Annotated in this window: 21 protein-coding genes; 7 read left to right on the top strand and 14 right to left on the bottom strand. The window is 46.2% G+C overall.

The window, feature by feature from the left end; genetic code table 11:
* Positions 1–228: 228 nt before the first annotated feature.
* From H9L42_RS12235 to H9L42_RS12205, 7 genes are all read right to left on the bottom strand, one after another.
* Entirely contained in the window at positions 229–555 is a 327-nt protein-coding gene (locus H9L42_RS12235) for an HIRAN domain-containing protein (RefSeq protein ID WP_187303684.1), read from the bottom strand.
* Positions 556–630: 75 nt separating this feature from the next.
* Positions 631–987 carry a helix-turn-helix domain-containing protein gene (locus tag H9L42_RS12230; RefSeq protein ID WP_187303683.1) on the bottom strand — a complete coding sequence of 119 codons (357 nt, stop codon included), beginning with the start codon at positions 985–987 and terminating at the stop codon, positions 631–633.
* 159 nt (positions 988–1,146) lie between these two features.
* Positions 1,147–2,136 (bottom strand): hypothetical protein, encoded by a 990-nt coding sequence (locus H9L42_RS12225; protein WP_187303682.1) that lies wholly within the window; start codon positions 2,134–2,136, stop codon positions 1,147–1,149.
* Positions 2,137–2,236: 100 nt separating this feature from the next.
* Entirely contained in the window at positions 2,237–2,962 is a 726-nt protein-coding gene (locus H9L42_RS12220; protein ID WP_187303681.1) for an SWIM zinc finger family protein, read from the bottom strand.
* Between the two features lie 16 nt (positions 2,963–2,978).
* The gene (locus H9L42_RS12215) at positions 2,979–5,585 is read right to left on the bottom strand and encodes a DEAD/DEAH box helicase (RefSeq protein ID WP_187303680.1); all 2,607 of its coding nucleotides are present in this window, start codon (positions 5,583–5,585) and stop codon (positions 2,979–2,981) included.
* A 60-nt stretch (positions 5,586–5,645) separates the two neighbouring features.
* Positions 5,646–5,963 carry a hypothetical protein gene (locus H9L42_RS12210; RefSeq protein WP_187303679.1) on the bottom strand — a complete coding sequence of 106 codons (318 nt, stop codon included), beginning with the start codon at positions 5,961–5,963 and terminating at the stop codon, positions 5,646–5,648.
* A 665-nt stretch (positions 5,964–6,628) separates the two neighbouring features.
* Entirely contained in the window at positions 6,629–7,450 is an 822-nt protein-coding gene (locus H9L42_RS12205) for a hypothetical protein (protein ID WP_187303678.1), read from the bottom strand.
* 754 nt (positions 7,451–8,204) lie between these two features.
* Here H9L42_RS12205 and H9L42_RS12200 point away from each other — a divergent pair.
* The 5 genes from H9L42_RS12200 to H9L42_RS12180 all read left to right on the top strand — a co-directional run bounded on the left by H9L42_RS12200 (position 8,205) and on the right by H9L42_RS12180 (position 12,947).
* Positions 8,205–8,810, top strand: coding sequence for a type IV toxin-antitoxin system AbiEi family antitoxin domain-containing protein (locus H9L42_RS12200; RefSeq protein ID WP_187303677.1), 606 nt, complete (start codon positions 8,205–8,207; stop codon positions 8,808–8,810).
* Entirely contained in the window at positions 8,803–9,699 is an 897-nt protein-coding gene (locus H9L42_RS12195; protein WP_187303676.1) for a nucleotidyl transferase AbiEii/AbiGii toxin family protein, read from the top strand. The genes H9L42_RS12200 and H9L42_RS12195 overlap by 8 nt, the downstream gene beginning before the upstream one ends.
* 11 nt (positions 9,700–9,710) lie before the next feature.
* Entirely contained in the window at positions 9,711–11,528 is a 1,818-nt protein-coding gene (locus tag H9L42_RS12190) for an HsdM family class I SAM-dependent methyltransferase (RefSeq protein WP_187303675.1), read from the top strand.
* Positions 11,518–12,519, top strand: coding sequence for a restriction endonuclease subunit S (locus H9L42_RS12185; protein ID WP_187303674.1), 1,002 nt, complete (start codon positions 11,518–11,520; stop codon positions 12,517–12,519). The genes H9L42_RS12190 and H9L42_RS12185 overlap by 11 nt, the downstream gene beginning before the upstream one ends.
* 119 nt (positions 12,520–12,638) lie before the next feature.
* Positions 12,639–12,947: a hypothetical protein gene (locus H9L42_RS12180; RefSeq protein WP_187303673.1), complete on the top strand. Its 309-nt coding sequence runs from the start codon at positions 12,639–12,641 to the stop codon at positions 12,945–12,947.
* Positions 12,948–13,187: 240 nt separating this feature from the next.
* On the opposite strand, the gene guaA is transcribed toward H9L42_RS12180, so the two are convergent.
* The 3 genes from guaA to H9L42_RS12165 all read right to left on the bottom strand — a co-directional run bounded on the left by guaA (position 13,188) and on the right by H9L42_RS12165 (position 17,107).
* Positions 13,188–14,732 (bottom strand): glutamine-hydrolyzing GMP synthase, encoded by a 1,545-nt coding sequence (gene guaA, locus H9L42_RS12175; protein WP_187303672.1) that lies wholly within the window; start codon positions 14,730–14,732, stop codon positions 13,188–13,190.
* A gap of 12 nt (positions 14,733–14,744) precedes the next feature.
* The gene (locus H9L42_RS12170; protein ID WP_187303671.1) at positions 14,745–16,256 is read right to left on the bottom strand and encodes an IMP dehydrogenase; all 1,512 of its coding nucleotides are present in this window, start codon (positions 16,254–16,256) and stop codon (positions 14,745–14,747) included.
* 68 nt (positions 16,257–16,324) lie between these two features.
* A complete protein-coding gene (locus H9L42_RS12165; protein ID WP_187303670.1) occupies positions 16,325–17,107 on the bottom strand; it encodes a M15 family metallopeptidase in 783 nt (260 codons plus the stop codon).
* Positions 17,108–17,340: 233 nt separating this feature from the next.
* Between H9L42_RS12165 and H9L42_RS12160 the strand changes: the two genes are divergently transcribed.
* A complete protein-coding gene (locus tag H9L42_RS12160; RefSeq protein WP_243235775.1) occupies positions 17,341–18,510 on the top strand; it encodes an FIST signal transduction protein in 1,170 nt (389 codons plus the stop codon).
* 35 nt (positions 18,511–18,545) lie between these two features.
* Positions 18,546–19,979 (top strand): aldehyde dehydrogenase family protein, encoded by a 1,434-nt coding sequence (locus H9L42_RS12155; protein ID WP_187303669.1) that lies wholly within the window; start codon positions 18,546–18,548, stop codon positions 19,977–19,979.
* Between the two features lie 50 nt (positions 19,980–20,029).
* On the opposite strand, the gene H9L42_RS12150 is transcribed toward H9L42_RS12155, so the two are convergent.
* The 4 genes from H9L42_RS12150 to H9L42_RS12135 all read right to left on the bottom strand — a co-directional run bounded on the left by H9L42_RS12150 (position 20,030) and on the right by H9L42_RS12135 (position 24,879).
* Complete coding sequence (locus H9L42_RS12150; RefSeq protein WP_187303668.1) at positions 20,030–21,178, bottom strand: YibE/F family protein; 1,149 nt, start codon at positions 21,176–21,178, stop codon at positions 20,030–20,032.
* A gap of 8 nt (positions 21,179–21,186) precedes the next feature.
* The gene (locus H9L42_RS12145; RefSeq protein ID WP_243235773.1) at positions 21,187–23,235 is read right to left on the bottom strand and encodes a purple acid phosphatase family protein; all 2,049 of its coding nucleotides are present in this window, start codon (positions 23,233–23,235) and stop codon (positions 21,187–21,189) included.
* 189 nt (positions 23,236–23,424) lie between these two features.
* The gene (locus tag H9L42_RS12140; protein ID WP_187303667.1) at positions 23,425–24,204 is read right to left on the bottom strand and encodes an IclR family transcriptional regulator; all 780 of its coding nucleotides are present in this window, start codon (positions 24,202–24,204) and stop codon (positions 23,425–23,427) included.
* Between the two features lie 162 nt (positions 24,205–24,366).
* Positions 24,367–24,879 (bottom strand): ferritin, encoded by a 513-nt coding sequence (locus H9L42_RS12135; RefSeq protein WP_187303666.1) that lies wholly within the window; start codon positions 24,877–24,879, stop codon positions 24,367–24,369.
* Between the last annotated feature and the right edge of the window lie 5 nt (positions 24,880–24,884).

Below are 24,884 nucleotides of genomic sequence, written 5' to 3'. Positions count from 1 at the left end.
ATACTGCCTGTATAAAAAGCCAGCCTGTATCATTCATTCGCAAAATAAGTACAACAAAAAACCCATCATATAATCAGGATGAGAGCAATTATTTTTTATTGTCCCTAAATTAACGAATAAACGACATCAAGCCACCTCCCTTGGTTTTATCTACTCGATTCTAGCACACTGGTATATAAAAGGCAAGCACAAAGCGATGAGATTTCATGTGTGAAAGGCTGGATACTCCTACCGGGATTTTCCGGTTTTGTTTTCCTGACTTCTGCTGTTTACTCTGCATATAATGCTTTGAGATAGAACAAACTGGACTTCCGCATCTGCCGTATCTCCAATTTTATCATAGAGACGACCTGCACTCATACTCTCTCCCTGAACAGTATATGGGCTGTTTGCCACATATCCGATTTTTCCGAGGCCTTTTATTCTTGCTGCGATTGCCTCGCGATCATACGGATTGTCTGGCTCTTTTTCTAGTTTCACTTTCATCCCTTTTTCAAAGATTTCCGATCCATAATAGTGATTCATACCTGCAATTGTGATATACATTGTTTTCATTTTGAGCGCCCTCCTTTTGTATATCATTTTACAGCTTTCTCAGTCCGAAAATCTTCCCTGTACTTTTTATAGAGCTCAGACAGCCGCTTCCTCTTTCACTCCAAACTGAAAATATCGCAGGAGTCTGCCCAGCCAGCGGCTGCTATCGCTTTCTACCGCAATCACTTCCACTTTATCCATGCAGGCTGTCCACGCCTTCTCGTCCTGGGGTTCCCGAATAATATCGTTAAGCTCTGCTTCATAAAGTTCCATCAGGGCAAACATCGTATCCGTCTGTGGATAACTTTGTCCGCTTTCATATTTATAGATGGCCTGTACCGATCCCAAACGCAAATACTCTTTCACCTCTTCTACGGACAAATTTTTCGCTTCCCGCAGGCGTCTCAGATTTTTTCCAATCAGGTTTCTATCGTATTCCGGCCTATATCTCATAGCTTCCTCCTTTCCTCACGCCATTTTTGCTGATCTGACCGCATATTTGCCTTTCCCTTATTGTGACGTTCTCCCCCGTCTAAAGAGACGGGCGTCTTCTGGCTACAAAAAGATAAAACGCCGTGTCCCTTTTGCCATTTAACCGATCGCTGAATTTCGTTAAAGTGGCTTCACTTTTCGGATCGACCTGTTGGGATATGTTTTTTTCTCATAGCTGGCAGATTTCCGGGTTCTTTGATTCTCAATACCGGCTCCAATCTGTTCTGCCAGTGTTATTTGGTATTTACCGTAATATTCCACGCACGTTTCATAAAGAAACTGTCCTCCGGAATATTCTCCTGCCCGTTCTCTTCGAATCGCTCTGCATCTTTCTATTTGCCGCCGACGGTTTTCATATTCCTCCCGAACCAGCTCTTCCGCATTTCGCTGATTCTCTTTCAACACTTCCATCCTATGGCGGGAGATAATATCCGCCGTCAGCTTTTCGTGCTCTCTGGCCAGTATCATATACTGTCTTAAATCCGGGTCTTCGCAGTTATCAATCAATTTCCTGTGCAGCTCTTCGCAGAGATCTTCCAGAAAATGGTTTTTTCCCTCCGCAATTTCCTTATCTGCTGTTTTTAAACGCTCCTGAAGCGCTGTAATATTTTTCTGGCGCTCTTCATCTGTGAATCCAAAAGAGAAGAAATGATATAGGATTTCCGCGCAGCAGGCGGCTTCTCCAAATCGTTTCACACATAATTCCGAGATGAGATATCCTGCAACTTTTTCCATAGAATCCCTATTAATTTCACAGTGCGCAATCCTCTTTCCCGCTCGGCTTTCCTCCTGCATGGAAGAGGCCTCCATGTTTCTGCAGGCCTGATCATCATAAACAGCGGAAAGAGAATAATTGACATTTCCCTGGGGTGGATATTCCGTCTCTTTTTCTTCAAAAAGGAAAATCGTCTTCTGTCTGTCCCCGATCATGGCGTTGCAGGAAATAAATCCCTGTATTGACTCCGCAATCATTTGTCTCAGCTTTCCTGCCGCATGGATTTTTTCCCGCAGTGTGCGGTGCTCATAGGGATAAAAAATGATGTGCATCACCAAATACGCGTCTGCCACTTCCACAGCATCCACCTTCTTAAATAACTCCTGAACCCTCATGCCCTGCACCTCGTTTCTGTTTTCTTAGGAGTTATTATAAACGGATTTTTGGGCTTTGTCATTGAACGCGTAGTTGAAAAGGCGATCGGCTATATTCTTATCACACGCCGAATAAGGCTTCCACGTCCAGATCGTCTATCACCCGTTCTGTTTTTTTATCCGCATTGGCGAGCATGGATTCCACCCGGTTTTCCAACGCCACATCTACAAATCGCCCTGCGTCAATTCCCCGCAGTTCAAAGAAAAGCAGGGGATCCTCATCCAGCCTGGCTCCGATACCGTAAAGAGCCGCCGCTACGTGTTTGCACATCAGCGCCCAGTCCGGACAACTGCAACTAAAGCTGATTTCCCTGGGTTCCGGAAAAAGTCCGTTCTTTCCCTGAAACAGTTCTTTCATATCTTCCGGAAAGTTTCCCGCCAGCAGCGCTTCCAGGTTTTCCATTTTTCTTCCGCATTGCCTGAGAATGGTCTGACACTTTTCTTCCGTCAGCGGACTGATCCGAATCTCTGTTTTATATGGCGTTTTTCTGGTTCCCTGAACACGGGCCGTAATCTTTCCTTTCTGCATCTGCAGATCAATTACGGCTCCTGTCCGGACGTATCGCTTTCCCCGTCCCAGTCTGCTCTGATAATCCGCGTATTTTTCCAAATTGTCACACCATGCCTTTCCCCACCAGCTCTTGGCGATGGTTCTTCCCTCGATGACAATCGGATGGAGTGTTTTTCCTTTTGACTTTGCCTCTTTTCGGCTTGCCGCTGATTTTTGTCTCAGTTCCTCCGTCGGCGGCTGGCCGTAATGGGTTCCCGTATTCCAGTATCTGCTCATACCGTTCTTCCTTTCTTTATTCCAGGCGCAGCAGTTTCATCAGTTCATCATTTCCCAGTTCTGTAATCCATTTTTCACCGCCGCTTCCGATCACATTTTCCGCCAGCTCCCGTTTGCTCTCGATTACGGCGTGGATCTTTTCTTCTATCGTTCCCTGACAGGTCAGCTTGTGCACCATTACATTTTTGGTCTGTCCGATACGGAAAGCCCGGTCAGTGGCCTGATTTTCCACAGCCGGATTCCACCAGCGGTCAAAATGAATCACATGATTAGCTTTTGTCAGGTTCAAACCCGTTCCCCCGGCTTTTACGGAAAGTACGATAAAGGGCACATATTCCTCTCCCTGGAAGGCTTCCACAATTTTTCCTCTTTTAGCTACCGGCGTGCCGCCATGAAGTACGTATCCGTCCAGATGAAAGATTCCCCGAAGGAACGCCGCCAGATATTCGGTAATTTCTTTAAACTGTGTAAAGACAAGTACTCGCTCCCTTTTTTCGTAAATGGTCTCGCACAGTTCCCTGAGTACCGCGAATTTTCCGCTGTCAGAGGCCGCAAATGTCTCCTGTCCCAAATACTGATCCGGATGGTTGCAGATCTGCTTTAGCTTCATAATCGTCGCCAGCACAACGCCTCTCCGTTCCATTCCTTCGGAATTCAAAATCCGGTGTTCCATGTCTTCCACCACCTTGCGATAGAGAACCACCTGTTTTCTGGACAGCTCTACATAGTCCACCGTTTCCATTTTCTCCGGCAGATCCGCGATGATTCGCTTGTCCGTTTTGACTCTGCGAAGCATAAACGGCGCAATCATGGATTTGAGGCGGGCGTAGTTTTCCGGATGTTCCTGCAGACGTTTGTTAAATTTTTTGAATTCTCCGGAGGTCCCCAGGAGGCCCTTATTCAGAAAATCGAACAGCGACCATAGATTGCTCAGATCGTTTTCAATGGGAGTACCTGTCATCGCTATACGCATGCGCCCTTTCAGCTTCTTGATGGCTTTTGTCTGATTGGTCAGCGGGTTTTTAATCGCCTGAGCCTCATCCAGTATGATACAGTCCCATTGCGGCTCCGCAAGTTCTTTGATACGGGCCGCCATTCCATAGGTCGTAATCGTAAGAAACGCCGTTTCCTCTGCCAGCTGCGCGCCAAGCACTGGCACGGGTTTTCCGTGAAGCACATGGTACTTCATGGCAGGGACAAATTTTTCCGCTTCTTTCTGCCAGTTTCCCAGAAGGGAAGCCGGAACGATCAGCAGCGCTCTTCCGCCTCTGTTTTTCTGTCTGAGTTTCTCCAGATAGGCCAGCACCTGGATGGTTTTTCCAAGACCCATGTCATCCGCCAGGCAGGCTCCGAACCCCAGTCGATCCATATAGTTCAGCCATACATATCCATTGAGCTGATAGGGCCTGAGCACGGCGTGAAGGGTGGCTGGAGGCTTTGATTTTCGAATTTTTTCCGGATTTCGGAGGCTCTGGAGCAGGCCGGACAGCCATTTCCCGTTGGAAACAAGCGGCCCCACATCCGCCTGCCGCTCCTGGATTCCGCTTTCCATGCGGATGGCCTCCATCAGGGTCATCTCACCGCCGCCGCTTTCTACCTCTTCCAACAGTTTCTTCAGCCTCTCATGATCGACTTCCACCCATTTTCCCTTTAGAAAAGCCAGCCCCTCTGTCTGCTTCAGCAGCTTGCGGATATCCGCTTCCGTAAGGGGAACGCCGCCCACTGTCAGTTTTGGTTTCATGGAAATCAGGGTGTCAAACCCCAGCATAGACGGCTTGTCATCGCCCAGACTGAGGGACAGGGAAACCGCAGAAGCTCTCCGTTTCCACCAGTTGGGAATCCTGCACAGAATTCCGGTTTTCTCAATTTCCTCCACCTGCTTTAAAAGCGTGTAAGCTTCTTCTGCCGTCAGGCGCAGCGGATGAAACAACTCCCCCTTCTCCACAAATTCCGCAATCAGTTGGGAAACCTCCGCCGCCCGGTTGAGACAAGCCAGCAGTTCCAGCAATTTTTCCCGTTTTCCTCTGTATTCCGTCAGTGCGTACTGAAGCGGTACATGCTGTACTTTTCCATCCTCTGTCCGCGTCGCATAAGTCGCCAGAAAGGCGAAAGGATATGTATCGTCCTTATTTTCCACCAGATGAAAGAAAACCCGTTCCGGAACATGCAGCGCCTGGCTCTTTTCCGCCAGATAGTTTTCCACCGATCCATCGTACGCCGCAATTTCTGCTGCAAAAGTCTGCTGCAGCTTCCCAAACAGATTCGACAGCCACCGGGCTGTAATATATTCGGATCCAACTGTAAAGGGGACTGCCTGAAGCAGCTGCTCTTCGGTTTCTTTTGTCAGAGGAACCTTCACCGCCTCCCTCGCAAGCTCCAACTCCGGAAGCGCAGTTAATTCCTGAAAAAAAGCTCTGGAAACTTTGTATAAAAAGGCCATGGACAAACTGGCTTTCCCTTGGGTTCCGGAAAGTCCCAGCTGGTACAGCTGTTGAATTTCTCCGCCGCCTGACCATTGGTTCAGCGAATCCTGTTGCCCCTCATTTACAGATGGATCCGGTAAAAATCCCTCTGCCGTAAAGATAAAGGAAATTGACTCTCTGTTGATTTTCCGTTCTTCCATTTTTACTCCTTTACGCGCCGCACTGCGTTTGTACTTCTATTCACGTTAATCCGGGCTTCGTTATCGGTTGTTTATCATTTTAACAGCTTCCCGAAGCTCATCACTGAAACCAGCCAAATCATCACAGGTAATCACGTTCCGTCTGAGCAGATCTGCTATATCGAAAAACGCGCTCGATTTTCGTATCTCAATGATTACACCCGGATGCTTTCTGTCCTTTTTGATTCTCGCTTCAAGCTTCCAGAATCGGTCGGATGGATTGCCTGCGCCTGAACTCAATATCGCGATGTATTCTTTATTCAGGCGATCCATATAACGTTCCTGCCATTCCGCGATCCTTTCTCTGTAAAGTTCCCAATCTTTTTTTGATATTTCCATATTTCCACCCTGTTTCTCATCGTTTCAGCTATAAGCGACTAAGTTTTTGTTTTATCATTATTATATCGACTGTTGTTCCGTTCTGCAAACCATATCGCATCGTTTTTCATCCGGTGCGCAAAGTGCTGAGATGTCAAGTTTTATCAACACGTTTCATTTTAGGCGAATTGTTTCTATAAATATCAGCGTCTGCGCCCTGCTTTTCGGGGAAATGCGCAATATTTCTACTGCCAAACCTTTTTTGGCCCCTGGAACCCAGTAAAAAATAGAAACAACTTGCGTTTTTTCCGGATTGTTTATAAAACTGTCGAACCAATGCCGGCACATTCTGCTTTGAAACCTACTTTTTATAGCGCCTCTCCGGCTCAGATTCCGAATGTAATAAGTATTTATATTTTCGATTAAATATTCTCCATATGTGTTATAAAGCAGGCCAAAATTGTCCAATTTGAAATTTTTTGTAATTTGGACACGTTTTTTTTGAAAGCTTCCGCTGAAACCCGGAATTTTTTATAAAATCATGCAAAAAGTCCTGGAAATTCAACAAAATACAGCGGATAAATATACAGCAAAACAAAAAACGTGTCCAAAGTCCTGTTTTTTTCGCGAAATGGACAATTTTGCGGCCGTTTTACAATGGGGGCCGTTTTTTCAGGGCTTCTCATTTAAGCTTGCCCACTGAAAAACTTAATCAGTGTCTCAATATGCGAGATAAGCTCCTTATCCTGGTAAGAGCCGAAGTAGTATTGATCCCTTTTGCTTTTCTCGGCAAATTCCTTCTTACATCTTCCAAGATCCTCAGCCAGCTTCCTTTTTATTTCGTTCAGAAGTGGTTTCTGATCGGTAATGATGGTAATCCAGCGTTCTGGTTTGCAATCCTGAAATAGCGTCATTTCTAATGCAGATACGATCTTTTCCGCCGCCTTTTTCCTGTCTTTTACCGCCTGTCTGCAAGCCTCAATGTAGTCCCGAAGCAAATCGTCCCTGTTAACCTCCAGTAGTCTCTCATGGATCGCCATATCCAGATCCATCCACATATCCTCACAGGAGTCATCTGTATCCGGATGATCCTCGATCAAAAATTGAAGGTCAAGTACCTCATCCAGATTTTCACACGCGGACTCAAACTCTTCTAAGAGAATTAAATCATGGCATCCCTGAAAAACAGATGAAAGAAAACCCATGGCGTTTTCCGGATCATAGAAATCGTGTTCCCACTCATCGTGAAAGTGTCCATAATCATCAAATTCCACGTAATGTGTCTCATACAGCACAGCACGGTCTTCATTTCTGACCTTTTTGCAAAATTGAATAATCTCGTCACGCTCTGGCATATCCATAACTTTCTTTGTTCCACAGATACACTTATAAAAATCCTCTTGTCTGCATTCAGGCAGGAGCTTCGCCTGTGAAAGGATCCAGGCGTCCTTCTCAGTCTCTGTCATTTCACTTAACTGTTTGTGAAGTTTCTCCAAAAAATGATTCATAAATACCTCTTTTCTCCTATTCAATCCCTGTAATGAAAAAAGGAAACGAGCTTCTTGCAAAAGCCCTGAATCCGTATATACCATGCGGCTGTCGCGGGCTGCCTGTCGTTCTTTTCAGGAATGTTCGGGCATTTCGGGGTGATGCAGCCATTTTGAGACGCCGCCTTACTTTCCGTTTTTTCATGCTGCAGATGCTTCGCAAAGGAATAATTTTCAATTCTATATATCCCTGCAACTTTGGCAATTCAGGCCGTTCGTATCACACAATCCCCTTCCCTGTGCTTGTTTCTTCTGTCATTATATCAGAAATCTGCCGTAAGCAATATACAAAAGATTGCTATTAAAAATACGGCAGGCAATCCTATCGATCACCTGCCATGTAAAAATAATCTGTGTCAAATTTTCAACTACTCGAACTCGACAAAGCCTAATCAATTTTGCTTAGAGATCATTCTCTGTCGTATTCGTGGGACTTTTGATTATTCGATATATCCATATTATCCTGCCTATATTGGCTAATGTTATCAGTTTGTTATCGGTGTTGATAACACTTGCCTCTCTTAGCATGGAGCAATACCATCTCGTCCGAAGATATTGTAGCAGATTTCAAGTTATATTGCAATAAAATTTCAAATTTTAATTTCACAATATTTTATATCTGTGTTTTAAAAATTGTTGATATTGGGACACTTCTATGATATAATATTTTCCGAACACAGTATCAATAAGCTGTGGTTTGAAAGTTGGTGAACAAGTGGACAAAAAGGAAACCATTAAAAACATAGTAAATAACAACGACGGTATTGCAAAAACCGCTGATTTTGTTGCCGAAGGACTTACCAACTATGATGTAGCCAATCTATGCAAAGAGGGTTATCTTGAGCGCGTCAGACATGGTTATTACCAGCTCGCCGCTCAGGAAGATATAAAGGAAGAACAGGTGATTGCCACTCTCCTTCCCGAAAGCATCGTATGCGTGGAATCGGCGCTGTTTTATTACGGCTACAGTGATTTTTCACCCCGGCAATGGTCAATTGCCGTCCCCCGTACCTTTTCACGGACAAGACTGCATATCGATTCTTTGGCGACAAAGGTGTATTTTGTACAGCCTACCTTGTTTGAAATCGGAAAAACAAGCGAGGATTTTAATGGAGTGCAACTTGCTGTTTATGATAGGGAGCGCACCATTTGCGACTGTTTCAAATACCGCACAAAGCTGGACAACGAAATGTTTAATAAGGCGCTCAATGCCTATGCTGCCGATAAAAAGAAGAACCTGAGCAATCTTTCAAATTACGCAAAGAAAATGCGGGTTTATAAAAAACTGATGGATGTGATGGAGGTGCTGCTCAATGGCTGATGTTGCTGCTTCCGTGCTTGCACGGCTGAAAAATAAAGCAACTGAAAGCGGCAGGAGCTATCAACTCTGCTTGCAGCTTTTTTGTCAGGAAGAATTCCTCCGCCGTTTGGAAAAATCCAAATATGCTGAAAATCTCGTGCTAAAAGGCGGGCTGTTTCTTTATTCTTTGACCAACTTTGACAGCCGGGTAACGGTGGATGTGGACTTTTTACTTCGACAAATACCGAATACATCGGAACAATTAAAATCTATTTTGGAAGATATTATTGCTGTTCCTACCGGCAATGATTTTGTAACCTTTGAGATCAAGGGTGTTGCTCCTATTTCCGTCGCTAAAAAGTATGCGGGAATCGGTGCCTCTATCGTTGCCCATATCAAAAATACAAGAACGCCGTTTAGCATTGACTTTGGCGTTGGAGATGTCATTGTTCCGAAACAGGAAAAGCGCCGAATCCCAACGCAGCTTTCAGATTTTGAATCGCCAATGGTAAATACCTACTCTGTTGAAACCACCGTTGCGGAGAAACTCGATGCCATCTTAAGCCTGATGGAATTCTCCAGCCGAATGAAGGACTACTACGATCTTTATTACATCGCCAACAAGTTTGATTTTGACGGAGCAGTGCTTTCCGAGGCTCTCAGAAAAACATTTGCTAACCGTGAACATCATTTTACCGTTGAGCAATTTGAGCAAGTTATGAGCTTTAGCGATGATTCCGTTATGCAGAAGAAATGGAAAGCGTTTATCCGCAAGATCAATACCAATACGGACGATTACGGCATTGTCCTGAAAACAATAAGAAATTTTCTTGAACAGCCGTTTACGGCGGCAGCGGAAAATAAAACATTTACCGAGCGTTGGTCCGCTCCCAACAGCAAATGGATATAGGAGGAATTTATATGATCAGAGCAGATATGATCTCGACTATCGGCAGAAAATATCTTACCAGCAATATTGAAAATGATGAGTATAGCTACCCGAAAGCCTTTTCTGTAGTCTCCTTGACATTTACTCCTATTCGAAATAGTGCGGGCCGTACTTTTGAGAAGTTGGATATTCGTTTTGTTAAAGACAATGTTACGGTACTCATTGAAACGAAACAGAACTTTACAAAAGCAGATGAAGAGCAATTATCTGCTTATGTAGAATATGAAAAAGCATTGACAGGTAATAAGACAGTTGCTATTTTAGCGAATACTGTAAACGACAATGTAAAAGTGTGGCGAGGTGTTGTTTCTGACAGCGATCTTATGCAAAAAGAAACGGCTCTTCGATCTATGGATGAATATGTTGATTTTTACACATCCAAAATCAATGATAAAGAGAAGGTGATGCAGAACACTTATAAGCTCAATGAAATGCTGCACCGCCACAGTATTCCTGAAAAATTGAGAAGTCAGTTTGTTGGCACATGCCTGCTTGCTCTGAAAAATGGTTTAGACTATTCAACCCCTTCTTTAACGGCTGCACAAATAAGGACAAGAATAAAAGAAGTTCTTGAAGAATTGTTGAATTCGGATATTAATAAGGCGGAGAAACTTGCTTTATTAAACCGTAATGTTTTAGGAGACCAATATGTCCGACAATTGAGTATTGCCGCTTTCAGGGAAATTTTGAAATTTATTGAGGATAACATTCTCCCTTTTATCAATGACAAGAGCACTTCTGGGCAGGATCTGCTTAACCTGTTCTTTGTTACCTTTAATAAGTATGTTGGCAAGTCGGATAGAAACCAAGCCTTTACGCCGGATCATATCACCGATTTTATGGCAAAAATTACCGGGGTGAATAAACATTCTGTTGTGCTTGACCCTTGTTGCGGTAGCGGCTCTTTTTTAGTGCGGGCAATGACGCAGGCATTAGATGACTGTGCCACCGCTACCGAACAGGAAAATGTGAAGAAGCATCAGATATTCGGTATTGAATTTGATGAAAACATCTACGGGCTCGCTACTACAAACATGTTGATTCACTCGGATGGAAATTCAAATATCAGGCAGGGAAGCTGCTTTGATTTAGCTGATTGGATTAAAGATGCAAAACCAAATATTATTCTGATGAATCCACCGTATAATGGTCAGCGTATTCATCTACCCAAAAAATATGTTGCTACTTGGACAAAAAATAAAAAGGAAGATCCTTCAAAAGGGTTATATTTTGTTAAATACATTGCTGACACGCTTAATTCTATCAACCATCAGGCTAAGCTGGCGGTATTACTTCCTGTCGCCTGTTCTATCGGAACAAGCGGAGAAATTGCCCGTTTGAAGCGTGAAATATTGCAAGAAAACACACTCGATGCCGTATTTACTCTGCCAAATGAAATTTTTTATCCCGGCGCAAGTGCTTCTGCCTGTTGTATGGTGTTCAAAATCGGCACAAAACATAACGATGTTTCCAATCCTGATACTTTCTTTGGATATTGCAAAGATGATGGGTTTAAAAAGAAGAAAAATCTGGGTCGTGTTGAGCAAATTGATACTGGTACAGGCAAGAGCAAATGGGTAGAAATTGAGCGTGAATGGATTGAGCTATATCGTAACAGACGCTCTGTAGATGGCCTTTCTGCAACCCACAAAGTTAACGGCGATGATGAATGGCTATGTGAAGCCTATATGAAAACGGATTATACGAAGCTGACAGAACGGGATTTTCAACAGACGATCAATGATTATCTTGCTTACCTTGTGAAGGAAGGGCATATTTATGAAGCTTAATGTTGCAACTTGGAAGTATTTTCAACTATCAGAAATTTTTACAACAATAGAGCCAGGAAAAGTATCACAAGCATATCAATTGGAGGAAGGAAATGATATTCCTTATTTAGGGGCAAAAAAAGAAGATAACGGTGTAATGTCTTGGTGTGCATCGAACCCCGATTTAACCAGTAAAGGCAATTGCGTTATTCTTATTTGTGATGGGCAAGGTTCGGTCGGATATGCAAACTATATGGAATCTGACTTTTTAGGGACAGTTAACTTAATGCTATGTTATAACAATCGTTATATGAATAGATATGTTGGGTTATTTCTAGCGACAATTTTATCTCAAGAAAGGCCAAAGTATTCTTTTGGTCGCAAATGGAAAACTCACCTAAATGATACTATCATAAAACTCCCACAAAATTTTGATGGTAATCCAGATTGGGATTTCATGGAGCAGTACATAAAGTCGTTGAATCATAAACCGTTAACCACAGCTAACCAGGGGGGATACGGATCACATACACTTGGTGTTGAATCGTGGAAAGAATTTTGTGTAGGAGATTTGTTTGAAGTAAAAAAGGGCAAAAGGCTTACTTCTGACGAACAAACCGATGGTGAAACTCCATATATTGGAGCGATCGATTCCAACAATGGTGTGGCGAATTATATTGGACAGGCTGCTATCCATGATGGCAATACTATTTCTTTGAGTTACAATGGATCCGTTGGAGAGGCCTTTTATCAACCAAGGCCATTTTGGGCAACCGATGATGTAAATGTACTGTATTTCAAAGAGGAAAACGGCATTGCTTTTAATAAATATATTGCCTTGTTTATATGCGCTGTGCTCCGTCAGGAAAAGTACCGTTATTCATATGGGCGAAAATGGGTACTCGAAAGTATGCGCTCTACCGTAATAAAGTTGCCTGCAAAAGATAATAAACCAGATTTTGGCTTTATGGAAAATTACATGAGAGCTTTGCCATATGGGGATAGAATATGAGGTGAAAAGTTCATGTGGAAAAAATTCAAGTGGGATTTGTTTGTTAGTTCTTTTATTCCTCTATGGTTATCAATCATTGTTATTGATGTTTGGACTATTGGATAAAGAGGCGTAATATTATGATTTCAAAAGAACAAATTGCCCACGAATTAGCAATGGTTTATATGAACAACAAGTATGGCATAAACGTCCGTGGCGATTTTTACCTTAATGATGGAGCCGGAAATGGAACTATTGAAACCGACCATTTTCCTGATGTATCTGAAATCTCATATTCTAAGGCGAGAACTGGCGAAAAAGGATTTTTGGGTATTGAAAAGAAAAAGAAAATCCCCTCTGGGTGCCAAGTAGACCCACTTTTTTCAGAAATGGTAGAAAACTACTACGGTACATACAATAAATTTCTTGATCTATTATCATCAAAATGACCTCCGCATAAAGCTATAAGAACGACAAAAAGCCCTTAGCTATGAGTGATTACCCACAGCTAAGGGCTTGTCTATATGGATTTCTTCTGCCACACAACCGCTTGTCAATCATTCTGCAATCCATAAACCACTGGATTACAAGAATAATGGCGCTTGTATGGCTGTTATCAAATTGTTATCAAAAGACTTCCCTGAACGCCGCAAACCCGCATGAACACTGGTTTTTTACGGCGTTTCATTTTACTCAAACTCAATCGTCCCAGGCGGCTTGGAAGTGCAGTCATAGAACACCCTGTTCACATGAGCCACCTCATTCACAATCCGGCTGGTCACCTTCTGGAGCACGGAATACGGAATTTCCGCCGCCTCCGCCGTCATGAAATCAACGGTATTCACAGCCCGCAGCGCCACGGCGTAATCGTAGGTCCGCTCATCACCCATAACGCCCACAGACCGCATATTGGTCAGCGCCGCGAAATACTGGCCGATGCTCCGGTCGAGACCCGCAGCGGCAATCTCTTCTCTGTAAATGGCGTCCGCGTCCTGCACGATACGCACCTTCTCCGCCGTCACTTCTCCGATAATCCGGATGCCGAGACCGGGACCCGGGAACGGCTGCCGATAAACGAGATATTCGGGGATGCCCAGTTCCAGACCTGCCTTCCGCACCTCATCCTTGAACAGATCCCGCAGAGGCTCGATGATTTCCTTGAAATCCACATAATCCGGAAGACCTCCCACATTATGATGGGACTTGATCACCGCCGACTCGCCGCCGACTCCGCTTTCCACTACGTCCGGATAAATCGTCCCCTGAACCAGGAAGTCCACAGCTCCGATTTTCTTCGCTTCCTCTTCGAAAACCCGGATAAACTCTTCACCGATAATCTTGCGTTTTTTCTCCGGCTCTGTCACCCCGGCCAGCTTGTCATAAAACCGCTGCTGGGCGTTGACCCGAATAAAATTCAGATTGTACGGACCGGAAGGGCCGAACACCGCTTCCACCTCGTCGCCTTCGTTCTTACGAAGCAGCCCGTGATCCACGAACACACAGGTCAACTGCTGACCCACTGCCTTGGACAGGAGCACCGCCGCGACGGACGAATCCACGCCGCCGGAAAGGGCGCACAGCACCTTTCCGTTTCCAACCTTGGCACGGATCGCTTCTATCGAACTTTCCACAAAAGAATCCATCCGCCAGTCGCCCTTGCAGCCGCAAACCTTATAAACAAAATTGGACAGCATCTTGGTTCCTTCCTGAGTGTGGAGCACCTCCGGATGGAACTGCAGCGCGTACAACCCGCGCTCCGGATCCTCCGCCGCCGCTACCGGACAGTCCGGCGTATGAGCCGTCACCTTAAATCCCGGCGCGGCCTTTTCGATATAGTCGTTATGGCTCATCCAGCAGATCGTCTGCTCCGACACATCGCCGAACATCGCCGAAGAACGATCCACCGCAACTTCAATTTTCCCGTATTCGCGGACTGGAGCCTTGCACACGTGTCCGCCCAGAAGGTGCATCATCAGCTGGGAGCCGTAACAGATCCCCAGCACCGGAATTCCCAGCTCGAACAGTTCCTTTGAATAGGTTGGCGAATCCGCCTCGTAAGCGCTGTTGGGACCTCCAGTGAGAATGATTCCCTTCGGATTCATGGCCTTGATTTCCTCAATATCCCGTTTATAGGAATAAATCTCACAGTACACATTGCACTCCCGCACACGCCGGGCGATCAGCTGATTGTACTGCCCTCCGAAATCCATTACAATGATCTTTTCATGCTGCATACCGCAATCTCCTTATCTCATATTACTGCTGTTTGAAGTTTCTTTCAAAATGACATCGTGTGCTCCGCCCTCCACGATACTGGTCGCGGAAACAATCGTCATCTTCGCTTTTTTCTGCAGCTCCGGAATCGTCAGTGCTCCGCAGTTGCACATCGTGGATTTCACCTTCTGCAGGGAGTAACGCACATTGTCGCTCAGTGCTCCCGCGTAAGGAACATAGGAGTCTACACCCTCTTCAAAGGAAAGCTTGCTGTCGCCGCCCATGTCGTAACGCTGCCAGTTCCTGGCGCGGTTGGAGCCTTCTCCCCAGTACTCCTTCACGTAATTTCCGTTAATATTCAGTTTGTTGGTCGGAGATTCGTCAAACCGTGAGAAATATCTTCCCAGCATGATAAAGTCCGCTCCCATAGCCAGTGCCAGGGTCATATGATAATCGTAAACAATTCCGCCGTCTGAACAGATCGGAATGTAGATTCCGGTTTTCTCATAGTACTCGTTTCTGGCCTGCGCTACCTCGATGACCGCGCTGGCCTGGCCGCGTCCGATTCCCTTCTGCTCTCTTGTAATACAGATGGAACCGCCGCCGATGCCGATCTTGATGAAGTCCGCTCCCGCTTCCGCCAGATAGTTGAATCCATCCCGATCCACAACATTTCCGGCGCCGATTTTCACGGAATCTCCGTACTTCTCGCGGACAAAATCCAGCGTATCCTTCTGCCACTCGGAAAAACCCTCGGAAGAATCGATGCAGAGCACGTCCGCTCCCGCTTCTACCAGAGCCGGTATCCGTTCCGCGTAATCCCGGGTATTAACGCCGGCTCCCACCATATAACGCTTGTGCTCGTCCAGCAACTCGTTAGGATACGCTTTGTGGGTATCATAGTCCTTGCGGAATACAAAATGCGTCAGTCTCTGATTATCGTCGATTACCGGAACCGTGTTCAGTTTGTTGTCCCACAGAACATCATTGGCTTCCGAAAGAGTCGCGCCTTCTTTTACATAAATCAGCTTTTCAAAGGGCGTCATGAACTCTTTTACCTTTGTTTCCAGCGACATCCGGCTGATCCGGTAGTCTCTGCTGGTCACAATACCGACCAGCTTGCCTTCCGCCGTTCCGTCCTCGGTAACCGCCGTCGTCGAATGACCGGTCCGCTTTTTCAGCTCCAGCAGTTCGCCCAGGGTCTGATCCGGCCGGATATTGGCGTCGCTCGTCACAAATCCCGCCTTGTGGCTCTTAACTCTGCGGATCATCGCCGCCTGATTCTCAATGGTCTGAGACGCATATATAAAAGAAATTCCGCCTTCCTTGGCCAGCGCGACCGCCAGCTTATCATCGGATACCGCCTGCATGATGGCGGAAACAAGCGGAATCTTCATACTGATTGCGGATTCTTCACCTTTCCTGAACTTGACTACCGGAGTCGCAAGACTCACGTTATCAACCCTGCACTCCTTTGAAGAATACCCCGGAACCAGCAAATACTCACTGAATGTCCTGGATGGTTCATTAAAATACTCTGCCATATTGCCCTCCTTATTACTCAACGTTTCTTACAAAACAACTGCTTCTTTCTTTTCTATTTCTCAGCGCTTCAGGACTCGCCCAGATATTCCTCCAGAGTCACGCCCCGGCTGTAAATCTCGGCAGCCGCGTCTTTCCCCACATAGCGCAGATGCCACGGCTCATACTCATATCCGGTAATATCCTCTTTCCCTTTCGGATATCGAATGATAAAGCCGTACTTGTGCGCGTTTTTCGCGAGCCATTTTCCCTCAGCCGTATTACCGTACGCCTGCACCAGATTATAATTGACCGACGGTGAGGAAACATCCGCGACCAGTCCGGTCTGATGTTCACTGTATCCCGGCTTTGCGCTGTACTGTTCCGCCCGGTTCTTTCCGTCCTCCTTTACATACTGACGATAAAGAATCTGCTGATAGGAATACGGCCGATATCCGCTGGTCAGCTTGATGATATGACCTTCCCGTTTCGCTGCTTTTGTCAGCCGATTAAAAGCATTCGCCGCCTTCCTGCGCATTTTCTGATACTTGCCGTCTCTGTCGCCTGCTACAGAATTCACATTCTTCAGATCTTCCGGCTCATAATTCTTTCCAAGCCCATGTGTCTTATTCACCAGAATCAGATACTCGGAAGACTTGTCCACCGTGGAAACCTTATCCTCTTCAGAGGGCGAAGTTTCTTCCCGGGCAGTTTCCGACTGTGCCGGCGCGGAAGCGCTGACCGAAACGGTTTCTCCCTCTCCCGCCTTGTCCCGTATATGCGGCGACACGAAAAAATTGAACCCCGACAATACCAGAAACAACAAAATCAACACAAAGGCTCTGCGTCTTTTTCCCTTTCTGTTTCCAGTCATTTTCTTTCCCCTTTTGTTCCTTATGTATAAAACTGATACTAACTTATTCTATAATAAATCACCTGTTTTTACAATTCCCTTTTCCCCTTTTTTCGCTGTTCCGCATTATGAAACCGACTGTCTGCATTGCAAAACCGGCTCTATTGACTAGCAGAACTTTCAGAATTATCCTATAAGTAGTTAAGGAACCAGGAAAGAGATTAAGAACAGAATCAATCATAAGGAGGTATAGAATGATGTTAAACGCAAAAACAGGTACAAGCACAAAGAAAGACGCGGCGCTCGCGGGAAAAGAAGCTGCTCAGCAGGTAAAAGAAATCGCGGACAATATGAAGCTGGCTTTTGTATACAGTGGGGTTCAGTACGACCAGAAAACGTTGCTTAACGCCATTTCCGCTGAGCTTCCGGGGATTCCGCTGATCGGAAATACATCCTTTACAGGGGTGATCACGCAGGATGGATTTGTAACTGGCGACGATGGATTCGTCGGCATCATGGGAATCGCGGATCCGGATCTGAAAGTCGGAGTGGCGGGAATGCCCAAAGAAGGCACAGCGCGGGAGACCGGAAAGAAAGTCGCCCAGATGGCGCTGAAAAACGCCGGTACGGACAAAGCCCCCGATTACTTCTATATGTCCGCTCCGTCCGGGGAAGAGGAATTTTATCTGAAAGGCATTACGGAGGTCATCGGAAGAGTTCCGATGTTCGGTGGAACAGCCGCGGACAACACCATTACCGGAGAATGGCTGATTTACACCGATCAGATGGTAGCTCCGGAAGGCGTATCCGTCGCTTTCTTCTACACGGACAAGCCATTTGCCAATAAATTTACCGGCGCTTACCGTGAAACCGGAAAAGCCGGCGTCATTACAAAGATCGACGGATATCGAACCCTTCAGGAAATTGATGGTGTCGCCGCCCTGGATAAATATCGGGAATGGACCGGCGCCAGCGCGGCGGATGTAGCGGGAGGAAATCTTTTGAGCTACGCCATTACCAATCCGTTGGGCGTTAAGGATCGTCTGGGCGATTTGACCGCTATCCGCCACCCTATGAACGGAAACGATGACGGCTCCATGGCTATCGGAAATAATCTGGCTGTCGGGACAGCGGTTGTTCTTATGGAAGCGACCGTTGACGAACTGATTTCCTCCGTAGGCAAGACTCTGGAAGAGTTAAAAGCGAAAATGAACGGCGAAATCGGAGCCCTTCATCTAGTCCACTGCGGCGGAAGAAGAGCCGGAATTGACGCCAGAATCGGAGAGGTCGCGGATCTGATTAAAAAGACAGTTGGTGACATTCCGTTCATTACCGAATTTACCTTCGGCGAATACGGATATGAAGATGACGGAAACAATACCTGCGGCGGACTGATGCTGTCCTTTACCGCATTTGGAAAATAAGGGAAACCACAAAAAACAGAAGGGAGAACAGGACTATGAAAATGATTATTAATGGGAAAAAAGTGGATAGCGTAAGCGGCGAAACCTTTGATGTACTGGCGCCTGCCACCGGAAAGGTAATTGAAAGCGTACCAAAGGCAACCGCGGAAGATGTGGAAAAAGCCATCGACGCGGCAGTTGCCGGGCAGAAAGTCTGGGAGCAGGTTCCTATTTCCGAACGGGCAAAGGTACTGTATAAATTCCTGGACATTGTAGAACAGAACAAGGAAAGTCTCGCTCAGACCTTGTCGGCGGAAAACGGAAAGCCGATTAATGAGGCGAGAGCGGAAATCGGCAATATCAACATCGGATTCTCCGGATTCATCGAACACGCCAAACATTACTACGGGTCTATTATCCCTCCGGGAACCGAAGCCGGACAGGAGTCGCACATGCAGCTTGTAACAAGAGAACCAATCGGCGTTGTGGCGTGTATCATTCCGTTCAACTTCCCATGCGACCTGTACGATCAGAAAGTAGCGCCGGCCCTGATGATGGGAAACGCCGCCATCGTGCTGCCGTCTTCGGACAACCCGCTGACTCTGATGAGGCTGACAGAAATGCTGGTGGAAGCAGGGGTTCCTAACGGAGCCATCCAGTGTCTGACTGCGCCGGGAGCTGTAAAGAGCACAGCTGTCGCGGATCCGCGGGTTCATCTGGTCACTCTGACCGGCAGCACCGAAGTAGGCATTGATACCGCGAAAATCGCCGCCGGAAACCTTACCCATACTGCTCTGGAGCTGGGCGGAAACGACGCTTTCATCCTGCTGGAGGATGGAGATGTGGATCTGGCTGTGGAAGAAATGGTATGGGGGCGTATGTACAATACCGGTCAGGTATGCTGCGCCAGCAAACGTTTTCTGATTCACAATTCGCTGAAGGATGAATTCGCGAAGAAATGCGTAGAACGAATCAAACAGATGAAGGTCGGCATGCCGGATCAGGAAGATACGCAGATTGCCTGCCTGATCAGCGAAAAGGCCGCGATCAAAGTAGAAAAAGAAGTGGAATTGACCGTTCAGCAGGGCGGAAAAATCATTCTGGGCGGACACAGAAACGGAGCCTTCTACGAACCGACGGTTATTGTAGATGTTCCAAAGACCGCGGATGTAGCGAAAGATATGGAAATTTTCGGACCGGTTGTTCCGATTATCGGCTTTGACACAGACGAAGAAGCGATTGAAATTGCCAATAATTCCATCTTCGGTCTCTCAAGCTGTGTATTCTCAAGAGATCAGAAAAGAGCCTTCAAGGTCGCCAAAGCCATGGAGGCCGGCGGTGCCGTCATTAACGGAGCCAGCTTCTTCCGCGCTTTCGAAATGCCGTTCGGCGGATGGAAGCACAGCGGAATCGGAACCGAAGGCGTCATGTCCACCTTCGACGAAATGACCAGGGTAAAAAATATTGTTCTCAAGAATATCTACGAATAAGACACATACCCACAAAAAGAAAACGGGCGCTCCGCTCGTTTTCTTTTTTTCTACTCATTTTCCTTCCCTGGCTTTTGGGTAAAGAAAATGGATCCGATCAGAGCGACAAAAGGCACCGCCGCGATAATTCCCATGCTTCCAGCAATTCCCTGCATAATTTCAATTCCTGTATTGTAGGAGTTTATAATCTGCATATAGGGCAGATTATACGCGTAATTGAGAACCAGGGTTGACAGCGATCCTCCAACAAAGGCCAAAATCAAGGTATTGCTCATTGTCCCCATGGTATCTCTTCCCACATTCATTCCCGCATGGAACAACGCCTGCCTGGTAATATCCGGCTTGTGCCGCTTTACTTCATTCATGGCGGAGGCAATATCCACCGCTACATCCATCACCGCTCCCAGAGCGGAAATAATAATTCCCGCGAAGAGAAGCTCCCCGACATTCACCTTTGAATACTGGGCGATATAAAGGAGGCTCTCAATATCAGACACATTATATCCGTCAATCCCCGCGACAATTCCAAACATAACCGCGGAAACCGCCGCGATTATAACACCAAACACCGTTCCCAGAATCGCCGCCACCGATTTCCTGGATACCCCGCTGACGACAAAAATTGTAAAAACAGTCGTAAACATGGATACAAGAACTGCCGAAAGCAACGGGGAAACGCCTCGGTACATAAGAGGCAGCATCACCGCGAAAATGCATACCAGCGCGAAGATCAAACTAATCGCCGCTTTCACGCCTTTTACGCCTCCGATTAACCCCAGCATCAGAAAGAAAAGCAGCGCGTACCCATAAATCGCCAGCGTTCTGTCCTGGCTGTACACGGTAGCCATTGCCGTATCCCCACTTTCACTTAAGATGACAATGACCCGCATCCCTTCTTTGCAGTCCGCGCCGAACAGTGTCCCGCTCGGGCTGGTCGCTTCCATCGTTTCTCCCTCATGATCCCCTTTTGTAATTTCAATTTCGATTTCCTGGCTGCCATACCGCTGTCCGTCTTCTGCCAGATTATCTTTAATAACGCGAGTAACTACGGCATTCTCAAAGTCTCTGCCGTAGGTACCCACAATTTCCGCCTTATCAAAATCGTTGATGAGCACGATTCCGAGCAGGAACAATATGAACAGCATAGACGCCAGGAGAAGGGTCAGCGCCCTTCTCTTTCCCAGCATTACCTTTTTCATAAATGGCTCTATCTAACCTTCACTCTCTTTACAGTACTGTAAGCGCTGAATACTTTCTTGCCGTTTACGTTTCTGTACGCTCTCACCTTGATGTAACGGTTGCCTTTCTTCAGATTTTTAATCGTTGTCCTTAGCGTCTTTCCTTTTTTAATCGTCTTCACAGGCTTGAATTTTCCGTTTTTCTTAGCTGCCGTATAAATTCGGTATCCATTGGCGCCTGTCACCTTTTTCCATCTCACAACAGCTTTCTGTTTGCCAGCGGCTTTTGTCATAATAACCGGTTTTTTCGGCCTGATCTTGAAAGTTTTCTCAATCGTTCCGGTATACTCACCTTTTCCGGCAATCGTTACAGACGCGGTACCCATTTTCTTGTTATTGCTGTAAGAAACGGTATAGTCTTTATTTGCGGTCAGGGTCTTCCCATTGTACCTTACTGTGATACTCTGTGTCTGTTTTTTACCATTATAGGTTTTATCCTTGATTCCGCTTACAACGGCTTTGGAAATGTCATACGTTTCTTTTGCCGGAGCGGTCGGTGTCTTTTCTTCCTTGATAATCGTGTAAGTGGAGGAATTTTCCAACTGCTCGCCGGTGCTGGCATCGTAAGTCGTAATGGACAGGCGGTTGTCGTTTACGTTCATTACCGAATAAGTCGGCGTCCAGGTCTGGCTTCTCTCGGCGATGAAGTTCTGCTGTTCCGCAATCAGTTCATAGAACTTGGATCCAGTGGCGGAATTCTGTTCAAAGTATACCGTTCCTTCCGGATTTGTCAGTGTGTTTCCGTCTTCCGCTGTGCTGGTCAGATTGTAGCACAGATTCTCTTTCTGATAATCTTCATCCCCCCGATAGTTGGAATTGTTGTATTCTTTATGTTCCTTTCCGTCGCTGGTCAGCTGGTAGCTTCTGGAATAGGTGTGGTCATGTCCCTGAAGCACAACATCAATATCATACTCGTCCATCAGCGGAGTCAGCTGTGTTCTCAGCACCATACCGTCTGAATCCGAGTGATCCGCCCCGGAACCGTAAATGTCCTGATGGAAAATAACCACCCGCCATTTGCAGTCTTTGTTTTCATCCACCGCCTTTTTGATTACATTCTCATGGGTAGCGCAGTTGTAATTATTCGTGTCAATGGAAATGTAGAGAACATCTCCGTATGTGAAGTAATAATCCGAACCGGCGGTTGTATGTCCGTCCGTATAGGCGCTCTGACTTCCGTCTGTGTTAAAGGAGTTGGGGTTGTTAAAGTGCCAGGAATAGTTCTTATTTCCGCTGTCATGGTTTCCGATGATGTTCGAGCTTGGAAGGGAATCCATAGCCTCCGGATACAGATATCCCGCGTATTCATACTCATTTCCCGCTGTGTTGACCTGGTCGCCCGCGGAAATCATAAAACTCAGATCCTCGTGTTGCTCCGCGGTTTCATTGAGGATTTCATTCCAGTTGTACGCGTCGTTTCGCGCCGCCAGCTCTCCTGAAAGCTTTCCATCCGCTCCGGTCTGTCCGCTGCACGCGCCGATCTGCGGATCCGCTACGTAAAGAACGGAATAATTGTCAAAATCATTTGCCCGGTAAGTCTCTACATCCTGCCATGCGCCATTCTGGTAAACCTGATAATAATACCTGGAATTTTCTTTGATTCCCGTCACGGTCACTTTGTTGGCCATGTAAGTTCCGTCACTTAAGGATTCTTTCAGTGTTTCTGAGTAGTTGATATTCGTCGCTTCCTGGGTTCCTTTGTGCTCTTTCGCGCTTTTCAATCCGTTTTTCGTCTTGGAAATTCTTACCTTGGGAGTTTCCTCTTCATGAGAGTACCACGCGAAGTTCAGCTCTGTTTCGTCCGCTCCCGGAGTCAGGGAAACCTGCTCATAGTCGTCTTTGATGGTTTCCCAATCTGTTTTCCACTGTGTCCAGCTTGCCGAATCCGCTGACTGGGAAGCATCATTCCAATGTTCGGTCGCCGCGTAAACTCCGGATCCCACGGATGTCAATACGAAGACCGCTGTCGCAAGAGCAATTTTTCTCATCGCGAAACTTCTGTTTCTTTTCTGTGACATGTTTCTTTTTACCTCCTGTTCAAAACACCTTTTGCAAATGCCCTTCTTGAAATACAGCTGCATTATAATCTTCGTTTGTTAAATCTTTTCGTTTTTGCATTGTTAAGTTTGGGTTAAATTTAACAAAAACACCTGAAAGCATTGAAAAACCCGCATTCTCTTCTTTTCGAGAATGCGGGTTTTCTTCGTTTACCCCGTATATCCCATACTCCTGGAAAGCTCCAGCGCCGCCTGCCGGACATATTCGGCCGTATCTTCAATTCGGTCATCGGTCAGCACTCGCACATCTCCGCTGGCGCTGATCGCCGCGATAATATCGCCTCGATAGTCGTAAATGGGAGCGCTGATGCACCGGTGCCCAATCTCGAACTCCTGATCATCCATTGCCCAGCCCTGCTTCCGGACTTTCAAAAGCTCCTTATGGAGTTCGTCAATACTCCCGATCGTATTTGGTGTAAATCGGATAAAGCTGCAGTCCTTCATCCGGTTTTCCAGTTCTTCTTTTGAGTAATTGGAAAGCAGGCATTTCCCAAGGGATGAGCAGTACGCGTGCATCCGAACTCCAATCTGTGAGTACAGTTTCACCCTGGATACCACGTCCATTTTTTCAACATATACAACCTGATCCCCGTCCAGTACGCCCAAATGCGCCGTAAGCCCCAAATGGGACGCGATATCGATCACGTAGGGACGTGCTTCTGTCTCCAGTTCCAGACTGTTGATGTAACAGCTGACCGCTTCAATCAGCTTGATGCCAATCCGATAGTGCCCGTTCTCCTGCTTCTGCACATAATTTCTCCTGCCCAGTGTGGAAATCAGGCGGTGCGCTGTACTTTTATGGAGTCCTACCCGGTTGGCGAGCTCCGTAATTCCCAGGCCTTCCGGTTCTTCCGCCAGTGCTTCAATGATATCTAAAACCCGATCAACCGACTGGACCCCTTTATCATCATGTGTTTCTGAATTTCCCAAAAGAATCCCCCCTTTTCTTTTTAACTAGTTTTATTTTAGTGATCCCGAAAAAACTTGTCAACAAATTATCTGTAAATTCGATAAATTTCTCGCAAATTCTTTCACCTCATGCAAAAACAGCGCAGCCTGAAAGGCTGCGCCGCAGTATGTTCTTTATGTATTTTACAGTGTCAGCGACGGTGCGGTATAAGTCCTTGCCGCCAGTTCGGAGTCCAGCATGTATAATCCCTTAGCGTCGCTTCCGAACAGTCCGAAACGGGTTACGAGATTATTCGCAGTATCCTCTTCTTCCGCCTGTTCCTTTACAAACCAATCCAGGAACTGCATGGTGCGGAAATCCTTATCCTGATAAGCCGCGTCATAAATATTATGAATCAGCCCGGTCACATAACGTTCGTGTTCCGCGGCTGCCTTCAGCGGATCGATAAATTCCTTGAATTCCTTGTCCGGTTTCGCAATCGCGTCCAGAACAACGGATTCCCCGTTCTGCTGCAGATATTCCATAAACAACACCGCGTGATCCCGCTCTTCCTGCGCCTGAATTTTATACCAGTTGTAAAAACCGTCCAGGCTCTGATCCTTGTAATAATTTGCCATATCCAGATACAGATACGCGGAGTAAAATTCTTTGTTTACCTGATCATTCAATAATTCTACGACTCTTTTCGATAACATCTTTT

The organism is Zhenpiania hominis (genome assembly GCF_014333425.1).
GTDB classification, from domain to species: domain Bacteria; phylum Bacillota; class Clostridia; order Peptostreptococcales; family Anaerovoracaceae; genus Hominibacterium; species Hominibacterium hominis.
This window is presented reverse-complemented; position numbering and strand designations above follow the sequence as displayed.

Excerpts from the sequence above, each read along its gene's own strand:
- H9L42_RS12215 (WP_187303680.1), bottom strand. The coding sequence starts at position 5,585 with ATGGAAGAACGGAAAATCAACAGAGAGTCAATTTCCTTTATCTTTACG.
- H9L42_RS12135 (WP_187303666.1), bottom strand. The coding sequence starts at position 24,879 with ATGTTATCGAAAAGAGTCGTAGAATTATTGAATGATCAGGTAAACAAA.
- H9L42_RS12150 (WP_187303668.1), bottom strand. The coding sequence starts at position 21,178 with ATGAAAAAGGTAATGCTGGGAAAGAGAAGGGCGCTGACCCTTCTCCTG.
- H9L42_RS12220 (WP_187303681.1), bottom strand. The coding sequence starts at position 2,962 with ATGAGCAGATACTGGAATACGGGAACCCATTACGGCCAGCCGCCGACG.
- H9L42_RS12235 (WP_187303684.1), bottom strand. The coding sequence starts at position 555 with ATGAAAACAATGTATATCACAATTGCAGGTATGAATCACTATTATGGA.
- H9L42_RS12205 (WP_187303678.1), bottom strand. The coding sequence starts at position 7,450 with ATGAATCATTTTTTGGAGAAACTTCACAAACAGTTAAGTGAAATGACA.
- H9L42_RS12155 (WP_187303669.1), top strand. The coding sequence starts at position 18,546 with ATGAAAATGATTATTAATGGGAAAAAAGTGGATAGCGTAAGCGGCGAA.
- H9L42_RS12210 (WP_187303679.1), bottom strand. The coding sequence starts at position 5,963 with ATGGAAATATCAAAAAAAGATTGGGAACTTTACAGAGAAAGGATCGCG.
- H9L42_RS12195 (WP_187303676.1), top strand. The coding sequence starts at position 8,803 with ATGGCTGATGTTGCTGCTTCCGTGCTTGCACGGCTGAAAAATAAAGCA.
- H9L42_RS12165 (WP_187303670.1), bottom strand. The coding sequence starts at position 17,107 with ATGACTGGAAACAGAAAGGGAAAAAGACGCAGAGCCTTTGTGTTGATT.
- H9L42_RS12145 (WP_243235773.1), bottom strand. The coding sequence starts at position 23,235 with ATGTCACAGAAAAGAAACAGAAGTTTCGCGATGAGAAAAATTGCTCTT.
- H9L42_RS12160 (WP_243235775.1), top strand. The coding sequence starts at position 17,341 with ATGATGTTAAACGCAAAAACAGGTACAAGCACAAAGAAAGACGCGGCG.
- guaA (WP_187303672.1), bottom strand. The coding sequence starts at position 14,732 with ATGCAGCATGAAAAGATCATTGTAATGGATTTCGGAGGGCAGTACAAT.
- H9L42_RS12230 (WP_187303683.1), bottom strand. The coding sequence starts at position 987 with ATGAGATATAGGCCGGAATACGATAGAAACCTGATTGGAAAAAATCTG.
- H9L42_RS12180 (WP_187303673.1), top strand. The coding sequence starts at position 12,639 with ATGATTTCAAAAGAACAAATTGCCCACGAATTAGCAATGGTTTATATG.
- H9L42_RS12225 (WP_187303682.1), bottom strand. The coding sequence starts at position 2,136 with ATGAGGGTTCAGGAGTTATTTAAGAAGGTGGATGCTGTGGAAGTGGCA.
- H9L42_RS12170 (WP_187303671.1), bottom strand. The coding sequence starts at position 16,256 with ATGGCAGAGTATTTTAATGAACCATCCAGGACATTCAGTGAGTATTTG.
- H9L42_RS12185 (WP_187303674.1), top strand. The coding sequence starts at position 11,518 with ATGAAGCTTAATGTTGCAACTTGGAAGTATTTTCAACTATCAGAAATT.
- H9L42_RS12190 (WP_187303675.1), top strand. The coding sequence starts at position 9,711 with ATGATCAGAGCAGATATGATCTCGACTATCGGCAGAAAATATCTTACC.